Source organism: Collinsella aerofaciens, from assembly GCF_032584215.1.
Classification (GTDB): Bacteria; Actinomycetota; Coriobacteriia; order Coriobacteriales; family Coriobacteriaceae; genus Collinsella.
Genome location: NZ_JAWHPN010000022.1, coordinates 16,648 through 40,734 on the forward strand (window position 1 = coordinate 16,648; position 24,087 = coordinate 40,734).

The 24,087-nt window shown below is 58.6% G+C and carries 16 protein-coding genes and 2 tRNA genes; 14 read left to right on the plus strand and 4 right to left on the minus strand.

Going from position 1 to position 24,087, the window contains the following annotated elements:
• Positions 1-124 precede the first annotated feature (124 nt).
• Positions 125-1,177, minus strand: coding sequence for a 23S rRNA (adenine(2503)-C(2))-methyltransferase RlmN (rlmN, locus tag RX395_RS07285; RefSeq protein ID WP_055287295.1), 1,053 nt, complete (start codon positions 1,175-1,177; stop codon positions 125-127).
• A gap of 85 nt (positions 1,178-1,262) precedes the next feature.
• Here rlmN and RX395_RS07290 point away from each other — a divergent pair, with 85 nt between their 5' ends.
• Both RX395_RS07290 and RX395_RS07295 read left to right on the plus strand, forming a co-directional pair.
• Positions 1,263-2,228: a D-alanine--D-alanine ligase family protein gene (locus tag RX395_RS07290; RefSeq protein ID WP_316366559.1), complete on the plus strand. Its 966-nt coding sequence runs from the start codon at positions 1,263-1,265 to the stop codon at positions 2,226-2,228.
• Positions 2,222-5,116, plus strand: coding sequence for a helicase C-terminal domain-containing protein (locus tag RX395_RS07295; protein ID WP_260699574.1), 2,895 nt, complete (start codon positions 2,222-2,224; stop codon positions 5,114-5,116). The genes RX395_RS07290 and RX395_RS07295 overlap by 7 nt, the downstream gene beginning before the upstream one ends.
• Here the strand turns inward: RX395_RS07295 and RX395_RS07300 are convergent.
• Both RX395_RS07300 and RX395_RS07305 read right to left on the minus strand, forming a co-directional pair.
• Complete coding sequence (locus tag RX395_RS07300; RefSeq protein ID WP_316366562.1) at positions 5,113-6,030, minus strand: helix-turn-helix transcriptional regulator; 918 nt, start codon at positions 6,028-6,030, stop codon at positions 5,113-5,115. The two genes, RX395_RS07295 and RX395_RS07300, sit on opposite strands and share 4 nt — an antisense overlap.
• The gene (locus tag RX395_RS07305; protein ID WP_316366563.1) at positions 6,017-7,039 is read right to left on the minus strand and encodes a helix-turn-helix transcriptional regulator; all 1,023 of its coding nucleotides are present in this window, start codon (positions 7,037-7,039) and stop codon (positions 6,017-6,019) included. The genes RX395_RS07300 and RX395_RS07305 overlap by 14 nt, the downstream gene beginning before the upstream one ends.
• Positions 7,040-7,237: 198 nt before the next feature.
• On the opposite strand from RX395_RS07305, the gene RX395_RS07310 reads away from it, so the two are divergent.
• Positions 7,238-10,435: a hypothetical protein gene (locus RX395_RS07310; RefSeq protein WP_316366565.1), complete on the plus strand. Its 3,198-nt coding sequence runs from the start codon at positions 7,238-7,240 to the stop codon at positions 10,433-10,435.
• A gap of 21 nt (positions 10,436-10,456) precedes the next feature.
• Positions 10,457-10,675 carry a hypothetical protein gene (locus RX395_RS07315; protein ID WP_022094153.1) on the plus strand — a complete coding sequence of 73 codons (219 nt, stop codon included), beginning with the start codon at positions 10,457-10,459 and terminating at the stop codon, positions 10,673-10,675.
• Between the two features lie 66 nt (positions 10,676-10,741).
• On the opposite strand, the gene RX395_RS07320 is transcribed toward RX395_RS07315, so the two are convergent.
• Positions 10,742-14,173 (minus strand): SpaA isopeptide-forming pilin-related protein, encoded by a 3,432-nt coding sequence (locus RX395_RS07320; RefSeq protein ID WP_316366567.1) that lies wholly within the window; start codon positions 14,171-14,173, stop codon positions 10,742-10,744.
• 297 nt (positions 14,174-14,470) lie between these two features.
• On the opposite strand from RX395_RS07320, the gene RX395_RS07325 reads away from it, so the two are divergent.
• The 10 genes from RX395_RS07325 (at position 14,471) to RX395_RS07370 (ending at position 23,287) form a co-directional block, all read left to right on the plus strand.
• Positions 14,471-14,545: transfer RNA gene (locus RX395_RS07325), tRNA-Gly, on the plus strand.
• 295 nt (positions 14,546-14,840) lie between these two features.
• Entirely contained in the window at positions 14,841-16,187 is a 1,347-nt protein-coding gene (gene purB / locus RX395_RS07330) for an adenylosuccinate lyase (protein ID WP_055251306.1), read from the plus strand.
• Between the two features lie 128 nt (positions 16,188-16,315).
• Entirely contained in the window at positions 16,316-16,579 is a 264-nt protein-coding gene (locus RX395_RS07335) for a TIGR03905 family TSCPD domain-containing protein (RefSeq protein WP_117848466.1), read from the plus strand.
• Positions 16,579-17,790: a twin-arginine translocation signal domain-containing protein gene (locus RX395_RS07340; protein WP_316366570.1), complete on the plus strand. Its 1,212-nt coding sequence runs from the start codon at positions 16,579-16,581 to the stop codon at positions 17,788-17,790. Before RX395_RS07335 ends, RX395_RS07340 begins: the two co-directional genes overlap by 1 nt.
• 153 nt (positions 17,791-17,943) lie before the next feature.
• Positions 17,944-18,666 carry a response regulator transcription factor gene (locus tag RX395_RS07345; protein ID WP_006236208.1) on the plus strand — a complete coding sequence of 241 codons (723 nt, stop codon included), beginning with the start codon at positions 17,944-17,946 and terminating at the stop codon, positions 18,664-18,666.
• 131 nt (positions 18,667-18,797) lie between these two features.
• Complete coding sequence (locus tag RX395_RS07350; RefSeq protein ID WP_457921682.1) at positions 18,798-20,243, plus strand: ATP-binding protein; 1,446 nt, start codon at positions 18,798-18,800, stop codon at positions 20,241-20,243.
• Between the two features lie 118 nt (positions 20,244-20,361).
• The gene (locus RX395_RS07355; protein WP_035136481.1) at positions 20,362-21,240 is read left to right on the plus strand and encodes a phosphoribosylaminoimidazolesuccinocarboxamide synthase; all 879 of its coding nucleotides are present in this window, start codon (positions 20,362-20,364) and stop codon (positions 21,238-21,240) included.
• Positions 21,241-21,816 carry a hypothetical protein gene (locus RX395_RS07360; protein WP_316366575.1) on the plus strand — a complete coding sequence of 192 codons (576 nt, stop codon included), beginning with the start codon at positions 21,241-21,243 and terminating at the stop codon, positions 21,814-21,816.
• Between the two features lie 89 nt (positions 21,817-21,905).
• The gene (locus RX395_RS07365) at positions 21,906-23,186 is read left to right on the plus strand and encodes an aminopeptidase (protein ID WP_316366577.1); all 1,281 of its coding nucleotides are present in this window, start codon (positions 21,906-21,908) and stop codon (positions 23,184-23,186) included.
• 28 nt (positions 23,187-23,214) lie between these two features.
• A tRNA-Lys gene (locus tag RX395_RS07370) sits at positions 23,215-23,287 on the plus strand.
• The last annotated feature ends 800 nt before the right edge of the window (positions 23,288-24,087 follow it).

Here is a 24,087-nt window from a genome sequence, read left to right on the forward strand (position 1 = left end):
TAAAAAATGGGACAGGTAGCAGCTGATTCAAAATTAAGGTCAATAAATGAAACGGACCCGGTTGCATATCTTGCAACCGGGTCCGTTCGATGTTTCACATGAAACGTTTTGGGGTGCGACTCCCCTATGCGTTCTTCTGAACTTTGAAGCGCTGCTTCAGCTGTCCGCAAGCGGCGTCAATATCGTTACCACGGGAGTTACGAATCGTGGTCTCGATGCCACGGGACTCAAGACGACGCTGAAGATCCTCAACCTTATGAATCGGCGACGGCTTGAGCGGGCTACCCTCAATGTCGTTAAGCTGAATAAGGTTAACGTGGCACAGCGTTCCCTCACAGAAGTCGCAGAGCGCCTGCATCTCGGGATTCGTATCGTTGACGCCTTCGATCATGGCATACTCATAGGTCGGGCGGCGGCCAGTCTTCTCGGTGTAGAGCTGAAGCGCCTCGTGAAGGCGAAGCAGTGTGTACTTCTTAACACCGGGCATGAGCTTGTTGCGCGTCGACTGGATGGCGGAATGCAGGGAAACGGCAAGCGTGAACTGCTCGGGGATATCGGCAAATTTGCGAATACCGGGAATAACGCCGCTGGTAGAGACGGTGAGGTGACGAGCGCCGATACCGATGCCATCGGGGTCGTTGAGGATTCGCAGCGCCTTGAGAACCTCGTCGTAGTTGGCAAACGGCTCGCCCTGGCCCATGAAGACGACGCTCGTGGCACGCTCGCCAAAGTCGTTGGATACATGAAGTACCTGGTCGACGATCTCTTGAGCGGTCAGAGAGCGCTTGAGGCCGTTGAGACCGGTAGCGCAAAAGGCGCAGCCCATGCCACAGCCAGCCTGGGTGGAAACGCAGACGGAAAGCTTGTTACGACGGGGCATACCGACAGTCTCGACGGAAACGCCGTCGTGGTACTCGAGCAGATACTTACGAGAGCCATCTTTGGAAACCTGCTTGGTTAGTTCAGTCGGCGTGTCAAAGGCAAAAGCCTCTTTAAGCTGCTCGCGGAAAGCCTTGGGAAGGTTGGTCATATCGTCAAACGAACAAACGTTCTTCTCAAAGACCCATTCGATGAGCTGCTTCGCGCGGAAGGCGGGCTGGCCAAGTTCGGCCACGAGCTCGCGAATATCGTTTTGGCTCAAGTCGCGAATGTCCTGAGATTTAGTCCTGGGATTCATGGAAGCCTTTCGATTTTGGGGAAACGTAGAGGGTATCGCTACAATATGGTATCAGCTGCAGAAATTATAGAGGAGGAGTCTGCCCATGCCGGGTAAAAGCCTAGAGAACATGCACGTAGCGGTCTTGGCGGGCGGTCATTCCGCTGAGCGCGAGATCTCGCTCAATTCGGGAAAGAACGTCGTGGTTGCCTTGAAGGAGGCCGGCTACACTTCGGTGGAGCTGCTCGACACGGCCGCCGATGATTTTATGGTAACCATGGCGACCGGCGGCTTTGACGTGGCGTTTATCGCCATGCACGGTGCCGGCGGCGAGGATGGCGCCATGCAGGGCGCCATGGAGACCCTGGGTATCCCCTACACGGCCTCGGGCGTGCTTGCCAGCGCCTGCGGTGCCGACAAGGAGGTCTCTAAGCTCCTGTACGCCAAGGCGGGCATTCCTGTTGCCCCCGGCCTTGCGCTCGAGGTGGGCGATGAAGTCGATATCGATCATGTCGTCGAGGTTTGTGGCGAGCGCTGCTTTGTGAAGCCGGCCGTCAACGGTTCCAGCTATGGCATTTCCCTGGTCCATGAGCCCTCCGAGCTGCCCGCGGCAATCGCCAAGGCGTTTGAGTACGGCGACAAAGTGCTGGTCGAGAAGTGTATCGAGGGTACCGAGATCACCGTCGGCGTATACGGCGAGGACGACGTGCGCGCTCTGCCGATTGTCGAGATTCGTAAGCCCAAGGACTGCGAGTTCTACGATCTGGACGTGAAGTATGTCGACCCTACAGACATCCATCGCATTCCGGCGCAGATTTCGCCCGAGAATTACGCTCGTGCTCAGGAGCTTGCCTGTGCCGCTCACAAGGCTCTCGGTTGCCTGGGTATCTCGCGCAGCGACTTTATCGTGAGTGAGGACGGCCCCGTCATCCTCGAGACCAATACCATTCCCGGCATGACCGATACGTCGCTGTATCCGGATGAGATCCGCCACACCGACGACATGACGTTCCCGCAGGTCTGTGACAGCCTAATCCGTATGGGCCTTCGTCGAGCGGGCATTGCATGCTAATCGAGGACGCGGTTTCGTCAGGAACGCCGCAGTTTGTCATCGACTCCTATGCCACGCTAGCCGAACGCGCCAAAACGCAGTCCTTTGGCCTTATCGAGGAAGATGTGATTGTCCTCGATACCGAGACCACAGGTCTTTCGGTGCAGGACAATGAGCTGATTGAGATCTCGGCGGCCCGTCTTTCGGGCCGCGAGATCGTCGACCGTTTCGATACCTTCGTGCATCCCAAGCAGCTGATTCCCGCCGAGATTACCGAGCTCACGAGCATTACAAATGCCGACGTGGCAGATGCCCCGTCGGCCGTTGAGGCCGTCGCCGCTCTCGCCGATTTTGTCGGTGGTTGCCCGGTGATCGCACATAACGCCACGTTCGACCGCTCGTTTATCGAGTCGGTCAAAGGCGGCGTCAACGTGAGCGATATTTGGATCGATTCGCTGGCGCTGTCGCGCATCGCGCTTCCGCGCCTGGCCTCGCACAAGCTGTCTTTTATGGCCGATCTGTTTGGCTGTGACTCGGTATCACACCGTGCCAATGCCGACGTCGACGCCCTGTGTGGCGTATGGCGCGTGTTGCTCGTGGCGCTCACCGACTTGCCCCAGGGCCTCATGGCGCGCCTAGCCGACATGCATCCGGATGTGCCTTGGTCCTATCGCCCTATCTTCTCATTCTTGGCAGGGCAGAACCCTGGTTCTATCTTCTCTCTCAGCGCCGCTCGTGCTGACGTTCTCAAGGCCGATCGCGCCGACGATCGGGTGGACGCCGACGAACTGCCGGTCCTCAAGATGCCGAGTCGTGAGGAGATTGAGGCAGACTATGCGCCAGGTGGCCTGGTCAATCGCATGTATCCCACTTACGAGCCGCGTGATGAGCAGATCGCGATGGCGCTCGAGGTCCGCGATGCGCTGGTCACGGGCACTCATCGTGTAATTGAGGCGGGCACAGGCGTCGGCAAATCGATGGCCTATCTGGTGCCTTTTGCCGAGGCGGCACGCCGTAACAACATCACGGTTGGTATTGCGACCAAATCGAACAATCTTGCAGACCAGCTCATGTACCATGAGCTGCCAAAACTTGCCGAGCAACTGGACGGTGGTCTGTCATTTTGCGCTCTCAAGGGGTATGACCACTATCCGTGCCTGCGCAAGCTTGAGCGCATGAGCCGCGGCCAGGTCGAGATTACCACCAAGCGCGATCCGGCGGACACGCTCACGGCGGTCGCGGTCATTATGGCGTACGTCTGCCAATCAGCCGATGGCGACCTCGACTCGCTTGGCATTCGGTGGCGCAGCGTCAACCGCCCCGACTTTACGACGGCCTCGCGCGAGTGTGCTCGTCGCCTCTGCCCGTTTTTCCCTGATAAATGTTTGGTCCACGGCGCTCGTCGTCGTGCGGCGCATGCCGATGTGGTGGTCACCAACCATTCCCTGCTGTTCCGCAATGTCGCGGCCGAGGGCAGGATTTTGCCTCCGATTCGTCATTGGGTAATCGACGAGGCCCATTCCATCGAGCGCGAGGCACGCCGTCAGTGGGCGCGCGTGGTATCGGCGGACGAATCACGCGTTCTGTTTGAGCGTCTGGGTGGCTCGAGCACCGGCGCGCTAAGCCAGGTTTCCCGTGATTTGGCAACCTCCGAGGGCTCTACGCTCTATCTGGGCCTTACTGCCAAGGCGACGTCGACGGTTGCGCGCGCGAGCATGGCAATCGCCGACGTGTTCGATGGCGTTCGCGAGCTCGGCCGCCGTGCCCGTGGGGGTTATGACAATGCCAATCTATGGATTGGCCCCGAACTGCGCGAATCTGACGACTGGCATGATTTCTTACAGTCGGCCTACGTTGCCATCGACGCGTTGGAACAGGCTGACAAGAGCGTCGACGCGCTGGTGCAAGCCGTCGCCGCCGACAAGCCCGAGGTTGTTGTCGACCTGGGTGATATTTCGCGCCGCCTGCACGAGCTGGCCGAGAACCTCAAACTCATCATCGACGGCACCGATGAACACTACGTGTATTCGCTGCAGGTCAATCGCAGGTTGCGTGCCGGCGGAGAGTCAATGACCGCAGAGCGCATCGACATTGGCGAGGCCTTGGCAACCGAGTGGCTGCCCGAGGTTCACACGGCTATCTTTGCCTCGGCGACCATGACGGTGTCCAAAAGCTTTGAACACTTTAACCACGCGGTCGGCCTCGATCGCATCGGTGCTTCAACATCCTCATCGCTGCACTTGGACTCGAGCTACGACTTTGATTCGAACATGGCTGTAGTCGTTGCGGGCGATATACCCGATCCGCGCGATCGTGAGAGCTATCTTACGGCGCTCGAGCGCGTGCTGGTCGACGCCCATCTTGCCATGGGCGGATCGGTGCTCACGCTGTTCACCAATCGGCGCGACATGGAAGACCTGTACACCCGCGTTGAGCCCAAGATGGCCCGTGCGGGTCTGGAACTCAACTGCCAGCAGCGCAACTCATCTCCTCGTCGCCTGCGCGACCGGTTTATCAACGAGCCGACCTCGTCGCTTTTTGCGCTTAAGGCCTTCTGGGAGGGATTCGACGCCAGCGGCGAGACGCTGCGCTGCGTCATCATTCCCAAGCTGCCGTTCTCGAGCCCCACGGACCCGCTCTCGTGCGAGCGCAACTTGCGCGAAGACCGCGCTTGGGCGCGCTATTCGCTGCCCGAGGCGGTGCTCGAGGTCAAGCAGGCGGCCGGCCGCCTTATCCGCTCGTCGACCGATTGCGGCGTGCTGATTCTGGCCGACCCGCGCCTGGTGACGAAGGGCTACGGAAAGAAGTTCTTAACGTCGCTGCCCACGAGCTCCTACCAGCGCATCGAATCGGCGCAGATCGGGCACTATCTGCAACTGTGGCGCGCACGCCACGAGCGGCGGCGCTAAAGCGGACAGACGAGGGTTTTTGCCATATCGCACAGACGCTTTGACAGGGCGGGGTCATCCAAGATGCGGATGGCTCCGCCCGCTGCGATTATCTGGCTCAGTAGCCAACGCTCGGAGCCGTAATGCACGGTTACCGTTGCCGTGTCTGTCCCGCTGCGCTCGATTAGGGTGATGCCGGCCCAGTCCAGATGCTCCGCCATATCGAATGGCATCAAAAGCTTTGCGCTATGCTGCGTCCGGGCAAGGGAATCGTGGAGGGATGCGACGTCCGGTGCGTGAGGCACGACGGAGTCTTCCGTCAAGGCGAGTCCCTCGATTTTATCCATGCGATAGGTGCGCTGCTCATCGACTGTGATGTCCCAGGCAATCAGGTATGTTTGGTCGCCGTTTGCCGTAATGCGCAAGGGGTCGACCAGACGCTCGCGTGGCCGTGCATCGTCCATCGAGCGATACGAGATGCGACAGCGAACGCCGTCCTGAATGGCGCAGCTCAGCTGCTGCCAGTGCGACCCGTGGTTGACGGTGTCAAGGACGCGCTGGTTATAGCCGAGCTCTTCGGGTAGAAGGGCATGTCGAATCCGAGCTGCCGTCTGCGGCTCGATCCCCAACGATTCAAGTTCATGGTTGAGCACAGCGCCCTCGGCGGCACTCAGGCGCAGCGGTAGCACACGCCCGGCGTCACCGGTGAGGACCACACGCTCGCCGCGGCATTCGCAGATGATACGCGCGCCCGATTCTCGGTCCGCGAGCGTCGAGACGATCTCGAGAATCTCGTCGAGCGACACCCCCGTGATGCCAAAGCGACTGCAAATCTCGGTTCGTGTCATGCCGCTCTCGCCGGCGGCGTAGAGGGCCTCCATGATGTCGATGGCGCGCGAGAGTCTCTGCTCGCTGGTGAGTTTACGCACGGGCATACTCGTGCACCGTCCTTTCGATGAGGTGGTTCCACGCCTGCTTGAGCGATTTGGGGGCCATGGGCCTCATGCCGTCCATGGCGTGGGCCATGCAAAATGAGGCGGCGGCTTCAAGGTCGCGCACGTCAACGGTCCAGGTCCATCCTGCATCGGTGTGTGCGAGCTCACCTCGCCCACGCGTGAGGCCGTTGATCATATCGATCTGCGTCTGAGGGGCGAACGAGAACGTAGCTGCAACGGGCGGTCGGTCGGCAAAATCGAATTCAAAGAACAGGTAGTCGCTGAGGTTGAAGTTCGCGGGGATGACGTAGGCCTTCGAAGGACGCCAAGCGCGAACGATACGGTCGCAGCGGAATGTCCTGATGTCGTCGGTGACGTTGTCGAGGCCGCAGAAGTAAGCCACGCCCTCGCGCTCGAACATGCCGTAGACGCAGACGGTACGTTCTCTCTGCTCGCCGCGTCCGTTCTGATATAAAAATCGCAGCGCGCATCGCTCGGCAAAGGCGCTCCAAACCGCATCGACGGTGGGAGAGCGGCTGATCGGCGCCTCGTCTACCGTCGTCCTGCCGGTGAGATAGGCAATCTTGGAGCGAATATCGGCAAGCGGTGCGGCAAAAGTGGATGAGCCGGCCGCTAGTGTCTGGTCGATGGCGTTGAGCAGGATATCGGCGTCGTCTGCGGTAATGAGGCCGCCTGCCGCAAACGTGTGCTCGCGGTCGATTGTCCACGAGCTTTCCTCGGTCTCCTGCGCGCCGGTGGGGCGAACCTCCTTGATTAAGATGCCGCGTTCGAGCAGCTTGTCACGATCGCGTCGAAACTTGCGCTTATCCGAGTCGATATTGCCCGAGCCATATCCCAGGTCAGAATCCAAGACGATCTGCTCGGTCGTCAGCGGTTCGGGGGAGCTATTGAGCACAAAGAAAAGATTGAGGATGCGCTGAGCCGTTTTATCGAAACTGGGCTCCGAATTCCCCTTTTTAATTGTCGCGGTCGCGTCGCTTGCCGTCATAGAGTCCTCGCATGAGAAGGTGGTTTGCTGCCATGATTTTAGTCCGATATGGAGATTAGGCTATATCCTTGTCCGCTCGGGGCGTTAAGATGGACCGAATTCGGTCGTTTGCGCTCGCTCGGGGTATACTTTCGACTATATACGGTTCTAATGTGCATGCATTGGGCCTATTTGTCGGATTATGGATGTGGAGCGCACATGGCGAACACCCAGAACTATATTAACCACCTGCTGCAGAACACCGGCATTACGCCGGCATGCAGCGAAGAAGAGCGCTTGGCTGCCGAGGATATCGCTCAGATCTTCCGCAACCACGGCTTTGATCCCGAGGTTCAGGAGTTCAATGCCCCGGCGCCCAGTAGATTGGCGTTTGCCGTTACCGGTATTCTTGCGTTTGCCGGCGCCCTGCTGATGGGTATCGGCGGCGGTATCGGCTTGGTCGGCACCTTGCTGGCCATTGTCGGTGCCGTTCTTTACGTGCTCGAGCGCACGGGCCACCCCGTGGTTTCGCGTCTGGGCAAGACGGGCGTGAGCCAAAATGTCATCGCCTACCACAAGGCCTCGGGCCCGCTCGCGTCTCCGCGCAACCGCCCGGTGGTCATTGTCGCACACTACGACTCTCCCCGTGCTGAGCTGCTCGCCCGCGAGCCCTATGCTTCGTATCGTGCGCTCATTGCCAAGCTGTTGCCCGTTGCCACGGTTGCCCCTGCTGCCGTTGCCATCCTGCGTATCCTGCCGCTCCCCGGCGCGCTCAAGGTTCTGCTGTGGATTGTCGCGATCCTCGCTTCCCTCGTTGCACTTGCCAACGCGGCAAACATCATCTCTAACCGCCACATTCTTCCCTATACGTCCGGCGCGGTGTGCAACAAATCTTCTGTCGCCGCTATGCTCGGCGTTATGGACAACGTTGCTCCCTTCCAGGGTGAAAACGAGTTTCCCGACGATGTTCCGTTCGATACCTATTTTGGGGAGCAGAAGCGTCGTGCCGAGGAAATGGCGCGCGCAGCGGCGGAATATGCCGCGGCCCAGCAGCAAAACGACTACGGCAACACCATCGAGTATGAAGAGCCTACCTACGCCGAGGACGAATTCGGTCAGCCGATTGCTCCCGACGCTCAGACCGAGCCCGAACAGGGTGAGGCTTTCGACGAGCAAATCGAGGGCTTTGAGGGTGCGTCTGCCGACGAGACGCTGATCGGCGCTATCGTGCCTGAGGATCAGAATCAGGCTGCCCAGGCTGAAGAGTTCAATGACGAGGTTTCCGCTGCCGAGTCGGCGGAGGAGCCTGTCGCGGCCGAGCCCGAGCCCAAGCTCTATCGCAATGCCGCCGGCAACATCCGCTTTGGTTCGGATGCCATCCGTGCGCTCGGAATGCTCCCCGAGTCCTGCACGCTCGATTACGAGGAGGGCGAGGAGCCGACGTTTGAGCCCGAGCCTGCCCCCGTCGTGACTGCGCCTGCGCCCGCTGTCACCGTGGATGATGAGTCTGCCGCGGTTGCCGTTGCCGTTGCCGAGCCCGAGGCGGTGTCCGCGATCGATCCCGCGGCAGGACTGGACATTTTGGCTCCCGCCGCGCCGGCGCAAGACGTTGCGGACGAGTCTGACGACGATTACGTTGAACAGCCGAGGCGCGTGTCTTACGAGAGCGATACTGATTTCTCGGCCGAGATTCCCGCGGCAACGCCCCATGCCGACATTGCATCCGCGTTCTCGTCGATTGGCGCCAGCGCTTCCAACTTCTTTAAGGGTGCGCTTGCAAAGGGCAAGAAATTTGTCGACGATTTCGAGGAGAAGCGCGCTGCCGCACGCGAGACTGCCGAGCAGGAGGCTATCGCTCAGCAGCAGGCAGCCGAGGCGGCACGTGAGCACGCGGCGCAAGAGTTCGAGCAGAACGAGGCTATGCAGTCCGCGCCCGTCGACGCCGCCGAAGCTACAACGTCCTTTGAGTCCCAGCAACCGGCGTCCGCGGATGTTGTTGAGGCGACGACGTCTTTCGAGGCTCAGGAGCACGTCGATAGCACCATGTCGTTTGATGCCGCGCAGTTCGATTCCACGATAACGTTTGAAAAGCAGGGCACCGCGATTGCCGAGCCCCTTCCTGTTTCCGATGAGCAGGGCGACGCGGCAGACGATGACGAGCCTATTGATGCTGCCGAAATCCAAGATGTCGCCGAGGACGAGTCCGTTGAGGCCAGCTCTGACGAAGAGCAATACGCGGCAGCCGATCAAGGTGATTCGACCGAGGTCGAGCAGGAGGAAGTGCCTGCGGTTTCCGAGACTCCCGAGACGGATGAGTCGAGGCCTTACTCCACGCAGATTTTCACCATGCCGACCCCGAGTGGTTCCGGTGCCACGGTTGCCAATGTCGCTCCCACTCAGGACGAAACGGTCGATTCCCTTATGGCCCAGATTTCCTCCCAGGCATCGCCGCGTCCGCAGATGAATGTTCCCGATCCGGCGTCGGCACCGTCGCCTGCACCTTCCTCGTCTCCGCTGGCTTCGGTCCCCGATCCGTCGCTGCCGTCCATGAAGCAGGCAAACGTTGCGTCTCGCACGTCGCTGTTCGACCTTCCCGACCCCTCCGCACAGGTCAACGATCCCTTTGCTACTGCCCAGGGTCCCGAACCCACATCGGCACCCGTTGCGCCTCCTATGCCCGTTGCGTCGGGCGCGCAGCCGATCGAGACCATTTCGGCTCCCGCCCCGGCGGCACCCAAGTCTCGTAAGCGCGGCCTGGGTGGCCTGTTCGGTCGTAAAAAGAAAAACGAGCAGGACAGCATGAGTGACTGGCTGGGCGTCGAAGACGATTACGATGCCAAGAAGTCCGGTCGCGGTATCGGTTCGTGGGATAACTTCGAGGACGATAACGATGGCTGGAAGGGTGGCGCTACGTCTTCCGATGGCGCTTCTTCCGAAGATATGCTCTCGGCTGTCGCCTCTATGGGCGATGATGAGCTGCTCGGTCACGATATCTGGTTTGTGGCAACGGGCGCCTCGGATTGTGATGGCGCCGGCATGAAGGCCTTCTTGGCTTCGCATCGCGATAAGCTCCGCGGCGTATTCTTTATCAATCTTGAATCCGTCGGTGCCGGTAGGCTTTCGGTTGTGACGGTCGAGGGCGAACAACAGTTGCTCAAGGGCGATCGCCGCATCATGAACCTGGTCAGCAAGGTCTGCAAGTCGTTCCATGTCGATTGTGGCGCGCTCGAGATGCCCTATGCCAAGACCGATGCCTACGCCGCGCTCGAGGCGAGCCGCCGAGCCCTCACCATCGCCGGTGTGGACGGCACACGTCTGGCTTGCGCTCGTACCGAGGACGACCTGCCCCACAATGTTAACCCGACGAACATTGCCACGGTATCCGAGGTCGTTACCGAGGTTATCCGCCGTTCGTAGGCGGAGCTCTAAGGAGTCAACGTGTTTTCGTATATTAAGCGCCATTGGCCTGTCTACGTGATTTTGACCTTGATTGCCATTGCGTTAGGATTTGGGGCCGCCTACATCGTGGGTGCGAAGGGCTCGACCCCCGCCTCCGCAATCAGCGAAGAGGTGGAGCAAGAACAGAGCACGGGTGCCGATGGGATTCCTGAGTCCGAGCAAGCAATCGTTGATGGTGGATCTTCGTCTGCAGAGTAGATACGGCGATTTACATGATTGAAAGCGGGCGAGCCAGGGGACTGGCTCGCCCGCTTTTTCATCGCGCTAGCGCTTCTTTGGGATCGACCTAAGGCGAGCGAACCATAGGGCTGCGGCACCCGAGGTCAGGAGCGCGGTGATGTAAGCGGCGATGGGAACTGATCCTGTTGCCGGTAGGTCCTGCGGTAGGGTACAGCGTTGAATGACGCTGTCCTCGTCATGTGACTCAAGTTTATCGCCGCCACCGTTGCGGCAAAGATCGACGCGCGCGCTGTTGGTGAGTGCGGTTTGGGGCGTATAAGCCGACGTTGCCTGCATATGTACGACTGCGCCCCGAGCGTCTGTGCCAAGGATTGCTTTGGCATCGTCAAGGTCGTCGTGCTCATCTTTGAGATCATCGCGGGTCCAAGAATCCGCATCGCTTCGAGTCGTAAAGTCGGCGGCTACCGCACCGTATTCAATTCGAATGCCTGTTACGACGGTATTGGATGCAAGGTCGAGCTCTTCCGCCTCGAGTGTGGTGGATTCCGTGGTCGAGACATCCGCCTTCCAGAGGCGCCAGCCGTCGTAATCGACGAGGCGACAGTCCTCACCAAGGCTCTCTTTTACTTCGTCGGACTCAAGCCAAGGATTTTCGTGCCCATCGTCAAGTGTCGCGTTTGCCGGCTCATCGACGTCTGTCGAGTCCAACGGCGTCGTGCGGTACCATACGTCGCACAGACCGTTGAGGTCGCCGATGGCGACGGGGGTTTCGATTGAGATGAATCTCGCTGTGCCGTCTTTGGCGCACTCAAGATCATCGGTAATCGTAAACTCATCAACCCAAGTAGCGGAATCGTTTCGAGCATCGATGGTATAGGAGAAAAGCCCATCACTATTGGTTTGCGTCGTGGCGCGGTTTTTACCATCGCCGTTAGCCAACAGGCCCTTTTCGATAGGTTGGACAAGTTCCTGACGCTTGTCGACCTGTCCCTTGATCTCGATGGGCGCATCCTTCATCGCGACGGTTTGGACTTCTCCCGTATCCTTTATTTCAAACGTTATCTCCTCAGCAAGGTCATAGGTCCGCGGAGACATCATTTCGCGCAACGAGTAGGTGCCGGGTGCAAGATGTTCGACGCGATGCGGCTTGTCGGATGAGGTCCAGGAGTCTATTTCGGTTTTATCGGGACCATATAAGGTGAGCTGTGCGCCTTCCACTTCTTGCTCACCGCTTGCATCGACCTTGGAGATATCAACCTTGGTGTAATCGTCGGATACGTTAAGCCGTGCTTCTACAACGGGTGTTTTCTGGTCGGCATAAGTAAGGGCAACAATATGGGTTGTCTGATCGAGCAAGAAGCCTGCCGGCGCTTGAGTCTCGACAACCTCGTAGCGTGCGGTGCCAGATCCCAGTGGGAGGTTGTCCGCGCGTGCTTCTCCAGTTTCATCCGTCGTGACGGTCGTGACAGTCTCACCGTCGAACGCGGCAATGCTACCGTCGGGGCGCACGATATCACCCGAGGCGCGGATCTCAAAGACGGCGCCCGCGAGGCTGCTGCCGTCTATGGCATCGGTTTTAACGATCCTGATGTTTCCGGTCGCGGCGTGGTCATAATACGAGGCGACTGCAACGGGCGTTAGGTTCATGTCGGCGGGTATGTTTACCTCGATCTCTTCGCCGACAAGATAGGGCTCTTTGGCCGAGGTTTCGCGTACATAATAGGTGCCCGGCACGAGCGATTCGGGCAGTGTGACGGTCCCGGTCGCGTCAGTCGTAAAGGTGTCCATTACGTTATGTGCTGGATACCAGCAAGTTTGTGAGACAGGTTCGTGATTGCTGTCTAGGAGTTGGAAGGTGAATCCGGCTAGTGGAACAGAAGCGCCTGTTTGGGCATCGCGTTTTACAATCTGGAGATGCGTCGACAGCGCGTGGTTGTCCACGATATATTGAAGCTCGGCGCCGTTGGAAATCTGATTGGCCCCGACGGTCCATTCCCCTGCACGTTTAAAACCCTCGGGGACGGTTTCCGGAACCTCGCGAATCGTGTAGCCGGCACGGTCGTATGGGACAGCTCCGTGGACACCGGCGGGTCGCTTGCCTGTGCCGAACCATGCTTCGGGCTGATCTTTGGTGGAGGCAAAGCCATAGATGTTTGTGGTCAGTGTGCCAACAACCTGCTGAGAACTGTTGCTGACAACCTCAAAGACAACACCACCCGCCGGTTGCTCCAGGCCGGATTGGTCGCTATTGCCGTAATCCTTGAATTTGGAAATCTCAAGGTCAAACGCAATGGGGATATCGGAAATGCGAGATTCGATCTCGACCACGCCTGAATCGCCGAGCTGGTCGGCTCCAACGGTATAGGTCCAGCTGTCGTTGGATGGCAGGTAGCCCTCGGGGGCTTTTGATTCGTAGATGGTAAAGGTTCCTAAGGGGACATCGGCGAGGGTGGCCTGACCGCTTTCGTCGGTCGTGAGGATTTGCGCCCATCCAGGGGTTGATTGTGACACACATGTGAACTCTGCTCCTGCGAGTGAAGATCCCGCCTGGGGGCCGGCATTCGTCGCGGCATCGAGTTTTACGATATGCAGGTTGATGATGCCGGGCTGTTCATCAATGGCGACCTGTCCACCGTCATTCCCCGTGGTAAAGGCGATGCGATCACGACGGGGGACATAGCCGGCCGGCGCCTTCGTTTCAACTAGGTAGTATGCAGTGTTGGGCAGAAGAGTTGCTTGCGCCCGACCGTTGCTGTCCATCTGGATGGTGCCGACACGCGCGCCGCTGGCGCTCTCAAAAATATCGAATGTTGCCCCGTCAAACTGATAAGTATTGTTTCCGCTGGTAATGGCAGCGTTTGCAGACTGCTTTTGGAAGGAAACAGAGACCGCCGGCAGTACATAGAGCATGTCCTGACGTTTGATGCCGCCCGATACGGCTCCTAGATAGCGTCGCGCGCGGTGCGGAGCGGCTTTGATGTTTCCTGATTTTGCGCTGTCGTGGAGCCACCGCGCCGCCGCCACGACTTCATTGTCAGCGGTAAAGTGCCCACTCTTGGTTTTGCCCTGAGCGGTCGTGTAGGAGTAGGTGCCGTCGACATGGGTAGTGCCGTTGAGCATCCATACGGCAAGCTGGGTGGCGGCGCGGGCGCGATCGGGTGAAAGATGGTAACCGCCAAACGACGTGGTGGTGGGATATCCGTGACAAACGATTGCCGCGAACTCGTCGTCGAGCCACACCCAGCCTTGATCAAAGTTGAGCCATGGGCCGCCCGGTTTGGTGGGGCCGGGGCGCTCCTGGTTCATGCAGTAGGCAATCGAGGTGTCTTGAGCTTCATACTTGCCGATGAAGAAGGGCCCACAATCATCGCTAATAGTGCGGAAGCCGAGCTGGTCGTAGCCATCGACGGCAAATGCGGCTCCCGGTGCCAGGCAGCCGAAAAGCAGGAAGAGGAGCAGGAGCAGCGGACCTGTTGCGATTGCGCTGTGGACAGAGTGCGTGGGTGCGTTGGACATGGCTGCTCCTTATCCCTCGTGCGTCGCACGGGGAGGCTGCGACGCGTAGGATGAGGCTACCCCCGAGGTTCATGCGGGTAAGTACCGGAGCCTGACCAAAAGCTTGCCCAATTCCTGACAAATTGAGCTCAAATACAACAATCAAGCAAAAGTGCAGGTAGAAGATAGGGAGAACAGGAGGCCAAAGGTCCTCATCTCCACAATTGACGCGATTTTCAAACGAATCTCCACAGCTAAAACAAGCATCGCCACCCTTGTATCGAACAAGACAACCGCGTTATACTATCCCCCACATATGCGGGCATCGCCAAGTGGTAAGGCATCAGCTTCCCAAGCTGACACTCGCGGGTTCGAGTCCCGTTGCCCGCTCCAGCTAGAAGCACAAGCACGGCACCATTACGGTGCCGTGCTTTTTTCAATAAAGCGCCGGGACTCGAACCCGACAGGGTGCGAGCGTAAAGCAAACGCGAAGCGTTTGTAGCGAGCAGGCGAAGGCGCCGACAGGCGCCTGAAGCCGGTGCGGATTTGCGAAGCAAATAACGCAGACGTCCCGTTGCTCGCTCCAATTCCAAAATGTTAGGTTAATGCCTGCTGCCCATACTTGCACCTGCGCACGGTACAATGGTTGGGTTACGACCAACGTGCCAATAACCAAAAAGGAGCCGCTATGATCGATCGCTATACCCGCCCGGAGATGGGACACATCTTCTCCCTCGAGAACAAGTACGCCATTTGGCAGGAGATCGAGGTTCTGGCCTGCGAGGCCCAGGCGGAGCTCGGCAAGATCGGTATTTCCAAAGACGAGGCCCAGTGGATCCGCGACCATGCCAACTTTGAGAAGGCGAAGGTCGATGAGATCGAGGAAGTCACGCGCCACGACGTCATTGCCTTCCTGACCAACATGAAGGAATACATCGATGCCGATGTTCCCGAGGGCGACCCCAAGCCCAGCCGCTGGGTTCACTATGGCATGACCAGCTCGGATCTGGGCGACACGGCCCTGTGCTACCAGCTCACCCAGGCCTGCGACCTGATCATCGAGGACGTCAAGAAGCTCGGCGAGATTTGCAAGCGTCGCGCCTTTGAGGAGCGCAACACGCTCTGTGCCGGCCGCACTCATGGCATCCACGCCGAGCCGATGACCTTCGGTATGAAGTTTGGCTCTTGGGCCTGGGAGCTCAAGCGCGATCTGGATCGTCTTGAGGACGCCCGCAAGAATGTTGCCTTCGGTGCTATCTCGGGCGCTGTCGGCACGTACAGCTCCATCGAGCCGTTCGTCGAGGAGTACGTCTGCGAGCACCTGGGCCTGGTCCACGATCCTCTGTCCACGCAGGTCATCAGCCGCGATCACCATGCCTACCTTGCCGGCGTGCTTGCCACTACAGCGGCCACCTGTGAGCGCATCGCTACCGAGGTTCGCAATCTACAGAAGACCGATACGCTCGAGGCCGAGGAGCCGTTCCGTAAGGGCCAAAAGGGCAGCTCAGCCATGCCGCACAAGCGCAACCCCATCACCATGGAGAAAGTCTGCGGTCTGTCGCGCGTCGTGAAGTCCAACGCCCAGGTTGCCTTCGATAACGTCGCCCTGTGGCACGAGCGTGACATTTCGCACTCCTCTGCCGAGCGCGTCGCCCAGGCCGATAGCTTCATCGCCCTCGACCACATGTTCCAGTGCCTCATCCGCGTTATCGACGGCCTGCAGCTGTATCCCGCCCGCATGATGGCCAACCTCAATAAGACCCGCGGCCTCATCTTCTCTTCCAAGGTACTGCTCGCCCTCGTCGACACGGGCATCACCCGCGAGGACGCGTACGCCATTGTGCAGGAGAACGCTATGGCAACCTGGCACGAGGTACAGGATTGTGTCTCCGGCCCCACCTTTAAGGAGCGTCTCGAGGCCGACCCGCGCTGCACCGTCAGTCAGGAGAAGCTCGACGAGATCTTTGATCCGTGGGACTTCCTCACCCGTATCGACACGGTCTTTGATCGTCTGGAGCAGCTGAGCTTCGAGTAGGTTCGGGCATAACGTTAGCTTTTTAGGGCGCTTTGCTGGTAATGTGTGTTGCCGGCAAAGCGCCTCGTTGCATTTAGGGAAAGACGGGGATAATAGTCGTTTCGAATAACATTCTGAGAGGGGATCGCATGATTTCGTTTGATTACAAGCCTCAGGGCGTGTGTGCTCGCAATATTCACCTTGACCTTTCCGATGACGGCAACAAGGTGATGGGCGTTGAGTTTACCGGCGGCTGCGACGGCAATCTCAAGGCTATCTCCAAGCTGGTCGAGGGCGCTCCTGCCGATCGCGTAATCGAGGTTCTCGCCGGTAATACCTGCGGTATGAAAAAGACCTCCTGCGCCGACCAGCTTACACGCGCTATCGAGGCCGCTCGCGCCGAGATCGCCTAATGGGTATCGCCGATCACATCAAGAACGGAATATCGCGTCGCGGCTTCGTGCTCGGTGGGGCTGCCGCGGGCGCTGCCACGGTGCTTGCCGGATGCTCGAAAAAAACGGGCACCAGCGATGATGCCGCCGGCGAGCCGCAGGTTATCAAGGACGATTCCAAAATCATCTCGATTACGGATGAGTACGAGGCAGTCGACATCGATCTTGAGCCGGCGGCGTCATGGACGCTGCCTCTGGGTACGTTGCTGTACTACTGCGATGGCGATTATGCCGCGGCGATGATGGCGCCCGCATCGGCACTGCACGCCAACACACTCGGTGTGCTCAACCTGGGCGATGGCTCGCTTACCACATTAATCGAGGATCCTGTCGAGGGCACGGGATATGCATTCTACGATGTCCGTGCCGGCGACAGCGTATTCGCGTGGGTTGAGATGAACTTTGCCAATTCATCGTGGAAGCTCTACGGTCAAAATCTGTCGGGCGCTTCGCTCTCTGGCGACGTGGTTGAGCTCGATCGAGGTGGCAAGGACTATGATCCGCCGCTGTTTACGGCGTTCGGGTCATCAGTCATCTGGTATAAAATGCCCTCGGCAGGTGGCAATAAAACGAGTAGCGATTCGTTTTGCTATCGTCGCTCGCTTGATGAATCCAAGGCCGAGACAATTTGGAAATCGACGGGTCGCTTTGCATCGGCCCCGCGCGCGAGCGACGGCATTTTGACCATCTCGCCGCGTGTCCGCAACGACGAGGGCGTCTACTACGGCATAACGGCAATCGATTTGACCGACGGCAACAACACCAAACGTGCCCAGCTAGTCCTTCCCTCGTCAGTCTCGCCTTTCGAGGCCGTATATATGGGCGATACCTTCGTGTTTTCTATCGAGGCGGCCTATAGTGGCGTGGGCAGCCTGGGCAACATGGGCACGTATATCGGTAATGAGGGAGGGCCGTATCTCTTCCTGTCCCGTGAGCCGCTCGCATGTGCGGCTGGCAAGAAGAATAAATACCTTGTTAAGGTACAGGCGTCGCATTTCCTGATCGACACCTCTGCCAAGACCTATGGCTCGCTGCTGTCGCCCGACCGCGCTTTGGAGTATGGCGATTATCCAGCTACGGCGGGAAAATCGGACTCATTCCTTACGTACGCCACGGTGCGCAACAGCCAGGGTATACCAGAGACAGTCACTGCACGCCTATTCTCTCTTTAAGCTTAGAGGGGTTAAAAAGGCGCCAACAGGGGAATAAACGCGTTGTAATTGTGAGTACCGCCCGCCGAGCTGCCGCGTCATAGCGGCATCTGGCGGGCTCAGGTGCGTTAAAATGGGCTTGTTCTTAGCTAATTGAGACAGGGGGGCCGTGTTATGGCTTCAGATGCAAAAAAGATTCTGCTGGTCGAGGATGAGAAGGCAATCCGTGACGCCGTCGCTGCCTATCTCGAGCGCGAAGGCTACTGGGTTGTGGGCGTCGGCGACGGCCAGTCCGCGATCGAGGAGTTCGAGAAGCATCAGTTCGACCTGGTCGTGCTCGACCTTATGCTCCCCAAGATCCCCGGCGAGCGCGTTTGCCGCACCATTCGCGATACCTCGGATGTCCCCATCATCATGCTGACGGCTAAGGGCGAGATCGAGGACCGTATTATCGGTCTTGAGCTCGGCGCCGACGACTATCTGATTAAGCCGTTCTCGCCGCGCGAGCTCGTCGCCCGCGTTCGCGCTCTGTTCCGCCGTGCCCATCAGGCCGACGAGCCCGCCGTCGAGGTACTCGACTTCGGCGATCTGGTCATCGATATCTCGGGCCACAAGATCTTGGTCGAGGGCAAGGAAGTCGATCTGACGGCTTCCGAGTTCAAGCTGCTCACCACGCTTGCCCGCCATCCCGGCCGTGTGTATAACCGCATGGAGCTGGTCGAGAAAGTGCTCGGGTATGACTTTGAGGGCTATGAGCGCACTATCGATAGCCACGTGAAGAATCTTCGCGCCAAGCTGGGCGATGATCCCAAGAAGCCCAAGTGGCTCTACACCGTCCATGGTGTCGGCTATCGCTTCGAGGCTCCGGCCAAGACCGATAAGTCGGACGAGAAATAGGGAAATCACATATGACACCTGCGCGCTTTGAAATCGGACAAAAGCACAAGCAGGAGAGCGAGGCGGGTTCCAGGGCTAGTTGGAACACGCCTCGCTCCGATTCACGGCCAACGATGAGCTATCCCTCGCGCATGGCACTTGCTTTTGCTCTGACATCGCTCATGACAGTATTGGTGCTGGTGGGCGTTGTCTCTGTTGTGTGGGGCACGGTCTTTTCGGATTACACACGCTCCAATATCGTCGAAATCGCAAATTCCGCTGCCGAGAAGTTGGCAACCTCATATGAGGAAAACGGCTCTTGGACCGCGGGAGAACTGCGCACGGTCGCAACGTCGAGTTTGGTTTCCGCCGATCTGGGCATGCAGGTCGTCAATAAAAAGGGCGTGATCGTTTATGACGATTCCTGGCCCTCGGCAAGCGCCACCGCCGATGTACGCGAAAACCAGGCTACGACCGACGACACGAGCGGCAAGAGGGCATCGCATAGCCCGGTCTCGTCTGCTCCAACCGACTCCGATAGCGTTGCTAACGTCGAGATTGTAACGTCTTCCGGCGAGCATGTCGGACAGGTAAAGCTGTGGGCCATCGGCTCCGACGCTCTGCTCACCAAGGCGGACTCTGCGTTTAGGGAGAAGACCTTTAACGCCATGGCCCTCGCCGCGGTTGTTGCAATCTGCATTTCGGTCGTTATCGGATCGCTCGTGTCGCGCATGCTCACCAAGCCGATTCATCGCATCACCAGTACCGCAAAGCAAATCCGTGACGGCGACCTGTCGGCTCGCACGGGACTGCGCGGTGATGACGAGATCGATCAGCTGGGTGAGACCTTCGATGAGATGGCCACTTCGCTCGAGAAGGATATGAAACACGAGAAGCGCCTGACCTCAGACGTTGCACACGAGCTTCGCACGCCGCTTATGGCCATGCTCGCAACGGTCGAGGCCATGCAGGATGGCGTGTATCCCACCGACGATGAGCATTTGGAAACCGTTGCTTCCGAGACGCGTCGCCTGGCTCGTCTGGTGCAGCAGATGCTCGACCTGTCGCGCATGGAAAACAGCACGGCTCCGCTCAACCTTGAGCCGGTGGACATGGTTCCTTTCGTGCGTTCCATCGTTAATGCCCAGGAGCGCCTGTTTGTCGACCGCGATCTGCGCCTGCGTTTTGCGGACGAGACCCAGGGTCACGACGATGTCGTCGAGGCCGATCCCGACATGATCACGCAATGTGTTATCAACCTCATGAGCAACGCCATGCGCTACACCCCCGAGGGCGGTTGGGTCGTGGTGTCGGTGCTCAGTGACCGCAAGCACGTCAGCATTGCCGTTTCTGATACCGGCATCGGTATTGCCAAGGACGATTTGTCGCGCATCTTCGGGCGGTTTTGGCGCGCCGATGCCAGCCGCGCCCGCGAAGCTGGCGGCCTGGGCGTTGGCCTCGCCGTGACCAAGCAGATCGTCGAGCGTCACCATGGCTACATATCCGTGGAGTCGGAGCTTGGAAAGGGTACGACTTTTACAATTCATCTGCCCCGCGAGCACACGGCAGACGCGGCATCTACTACAATGGAGCACTAGCTTTTCGTTATTCGGTGAAGGAGGGGCCGCGTCCCTGCCGCTCCGAGTTTGCGAAAACATGCGGGAAAGAACCCGCATTTCTGTCGTATTTAGGTAAGGAGTGACTCACGTGACAACGATGGAGCGTCGTCCGGATTCCCGTGGCAAGGTTCGTGATATTTACGATGCCGGTGAAAACCTGCTGATGGTCGCCACCGACCGCATTTCTGCGTTTGACTTCATTCTTCCCGACGAGATTCCGTTTAAGGGAGAGGTACTCAATCGCATCTCGGCATTCTGGTTCGATAAGTTTGCCGACATCGTCCCCAACCATCTCGTTTCCATCGACCCGGCGGATTTCCCCGAGGAGTTTGCTGAGTATCGTGACTACCTCGCTGGCCGCGCCATGCTGGTTAAGAAGGCCCAGACGATTCCTATCGAGTGCATCGTCCGCGGCTATCTGACCGGTTCGGGCAAGAAGACCTACGACGAGAACGGCACCGTCTGCGGCATCCAGCTGCCTGAGGGCCTGACCGAGGCTTCCAAGCTTCCCGAGCCGCTGTTCACGCCGTCCACGAAGGCCGAGATCGGTGACCACGACGAGAACATCTCGTTCGAGCGTTGCTGCGAGATCGTGGGCGAGGACATCGCCACGCAGATTCGTGACCTTTCCCTCAAGATCTACAAGGCCGCTGCCGAGTACGCCGCGACCCGTGGCATCATCATTGCCGACACCAAGTTCGAGTTTGGTGTCATTGATGGCAAGGTCACGCTGATCGACGAGTGCCTCACGCCCGACTCCAGCCGTTTCTGGCCTGCTGCCAGTTACGAGGAGGGCAAGATCCAGCCTAGCTACGACAAGCAATTCGTCCGCAATTGGCTCAAGGCCAACTGGGATATGACGGGGGAGACCCCGCACCTGCCCGCCGAGGTCATCGATGGCACGTCCGAGCGCTATCGCGAGGCCTTCCAGATCATCACGGGCTCCCAGTTCACAAGCATGAAGGAGAACGCATAAGTGAGTACCCGTAGCGCCACGAACAAGCGCACGCAATCCCACGAAGTTACCGGGGTCGCGCGCAAGTCTGCCGCATCTGCTAAGCCCGCCCGCCAAGCAGCGAGCTCCGTTCGCGTCGTGCCGGCTTCGTCTAAGGCACGCCGCAAAGAGCTCGAGAAGGGCGAGAACCTCGAGGGCCTTTCTAAAGAGGAGAAGCGCGCCCGCAAGGCTAAGCAGCGCGCCAAGGAGGACCGCATCTATACGGTGTCGAATATCCTCCTCAAGCAGGACAAGGACTACACCAAGCGCCGTCGCATCTGGTGGATTGTGCTCGCCATTGGCATGGTGCTCGTCGTGGCAATTGGGGCCTCGCTGTACTTCGCTCCCGCTGGCATGGTGTCCAGCCCTGTCCAGATGGTCGGCATTGTTTTGTCCTACGTCATCATTTTGGGCGACTTTATCTATGACTTCGCTCGTATTCGTCCCTTGCGCAACATGTACCGCGCGCAGGCCGAGGGCATGTCCGAGAACAAGCTCAATGCTCTTATTGAGCGCGCGGCTGCCGAGGAGGACAAGAAGGACTCCAAGAAGAAGTAGCGTTTGCATACATACTTATCGCTAAGATATAAGGCGCGTCGTTTTTGCGGCGCGTCTTTTTACTGTTCTATAGATAGATGGAGTGGCACATGATTCGAGCTGCCCTGACGGTCGAAGAGGCTCTGGAGGGCATGAAGGCCCTGGAGCCCAAGATTAAAAACTACGCGCGCCTGGTCGTCCGCAAGGGCGTAAACGTCAAGCCCGGCCAGGAGGTCGTCGTTCAGTCTCCGGTCGAGTGCGCGCCGTTTGCGCGCGTGGTGGTCGCGGAGGCCTATGCTGCCGGCGCCGGCCACGTGACGGTCATTTGGGCCGATGATGCCGTGACGAGGCTCACGTACGAGCATGTCGAGAAAAGCTATTTTGAGCAGACGCCTGAGTGGAAGCGCATGCAGCTGGATTCCTTGGCCCAGGATGGTGCCTGCTTTGTCTTTATCGAGGGTGCGGATCCTGCAGCCCTCAAGGGCATCGATCCAGCCAAGCCGGCCGCGGCATCCAAGGCGAGGAATACGCAGTGCAAAGTTTTCCGCCGTGGACTGGATTACAACATCAATCCGTGGTGCATCGCCGGCGCTCCGGTCGTGGCATGGGCGCACGAGGTGTTCCCGGGAGACGCCGATGAGGTTGCAATCTATAAGCTGTGGAATGCGATTCTGCACACCGCGCGCGCCGATGGTCAGGACCCGGAGAGCGACTGGGAACTCCATGACGCCGCATTCGAAAAGAACCTGCGCTTCCTGAACGACAATCGTTTCGACTACCTGCATTACACCGCGGCAAATGGAACCGATCTGACGATTGGCATGACGAAAGGTCACGAGTGGGCCGGCGGCAAGGGCAAGACGCCCGATGGGCACCCCTTCTTCCCCAACATTCCCACCGAGGAAGTCTTCACTTCGCCCGATCGCATGCGCGCCGACGGTATCGTGTATTCGGCCATGCCGCTCATCCACCACGGCAATAAGGTCGACGATTTTTGGATTAAGTTTGAGGGAGGCCGCGTGGTGGACTACGACGCCCGTGTGGGCAAGGCAACGCTCGCGAGCATCATTGACACCGACGAAGGTGCCGCTCATCTGGGCGAGGTCGCGCTCATCTCCAAGAACACGCCGATCCGCGAAAGTGGTGTTCTGTTCTACGATACGCTCTATGACGAGAACGCTAGCTGCCATCTCGCGCTAGGTGTAGGTTTTCCCGAATGCATCGAGGGTGGGTATGACATGTCCAAGGAGGAGCTCCTGGAGCATGGCGTTAACGTCTCGAGCACGCACGTCGATTTTATGATCGGCACGGACGACATCGATATTACGGGCATTACGCCTGATGGACGTGAAGTTGTGATTTTCCAGAACGGCCAATGGAGTTGGGAATAGTCCCAGACCGTGGTACAATGCCACCCGCGGGCCGTTAGCTCAGCTGGCAGAGCAGGGGACTTTTAATCCCAAGGTCCAGGGTTCGAACCCCTGACGGCCCACCCAAAGATTGTTGAGACGGTCAACTTCGGTTGGCCGTCTTTTTTGTCGCCCTTTCATGGGTTCGGACCCGTCGGGGCGCGGAGCTGAGTAAACGCGTGAGCGTTTGCCAGCGCAGCGCGCAAGGCGCGAAAGCGCCGCAGCGGCCGCCTGCGAAGCAGGCTGAACCCCTGACGGCCCACCATGGAATAGAAAGCGATCAACTCCGGTTGGTCGCTTTTTTGTTGCCGGTGCACGGGTTCGAACCCGTATCTAGCTATATATAAGAACGCTTGGCGAACAAAACCCGCCTTTTACCGATGGGAAACAAATAACTGATGCCTTTGGAGTAAAGTAGCGCTCCAGAGATGACCGATGTCTCAATACACATAAAACAGCTGGTCATCGCCAATATCAGAAGCCAATGCTTCAGTTTTAACCTCAGTGATGCGACTGAGGGACCTATTCATTTGTGAACAAAATATGGAGTACGCGATTCCCGCCCACGGGGCCCCTCCGGTCTGGCAATATATCTCCTTGCCGCGCGGCCCGGTGGAACCGGGAACCAGCGCAGGCGTGCACCTTGAGAACCGGATACTGCGAGGATGGACACTTCAAGTGTCGCATCCGGGCAGACATCGAACCATTTGAAATGGTCTAACTTGGATTTGTTTTTCGCAAGGCCGCCGAGAGGCAGCCCCGAGAAATTCCTTTTCCTATACTAGAACCATATGAATCGAACGGAACCGATCAGCTAATAGTTGTGAGGACCGGACGGGCTCGAAGCCCAGATATTTTGGACGGAGAGTTCGATCCTGGCTCA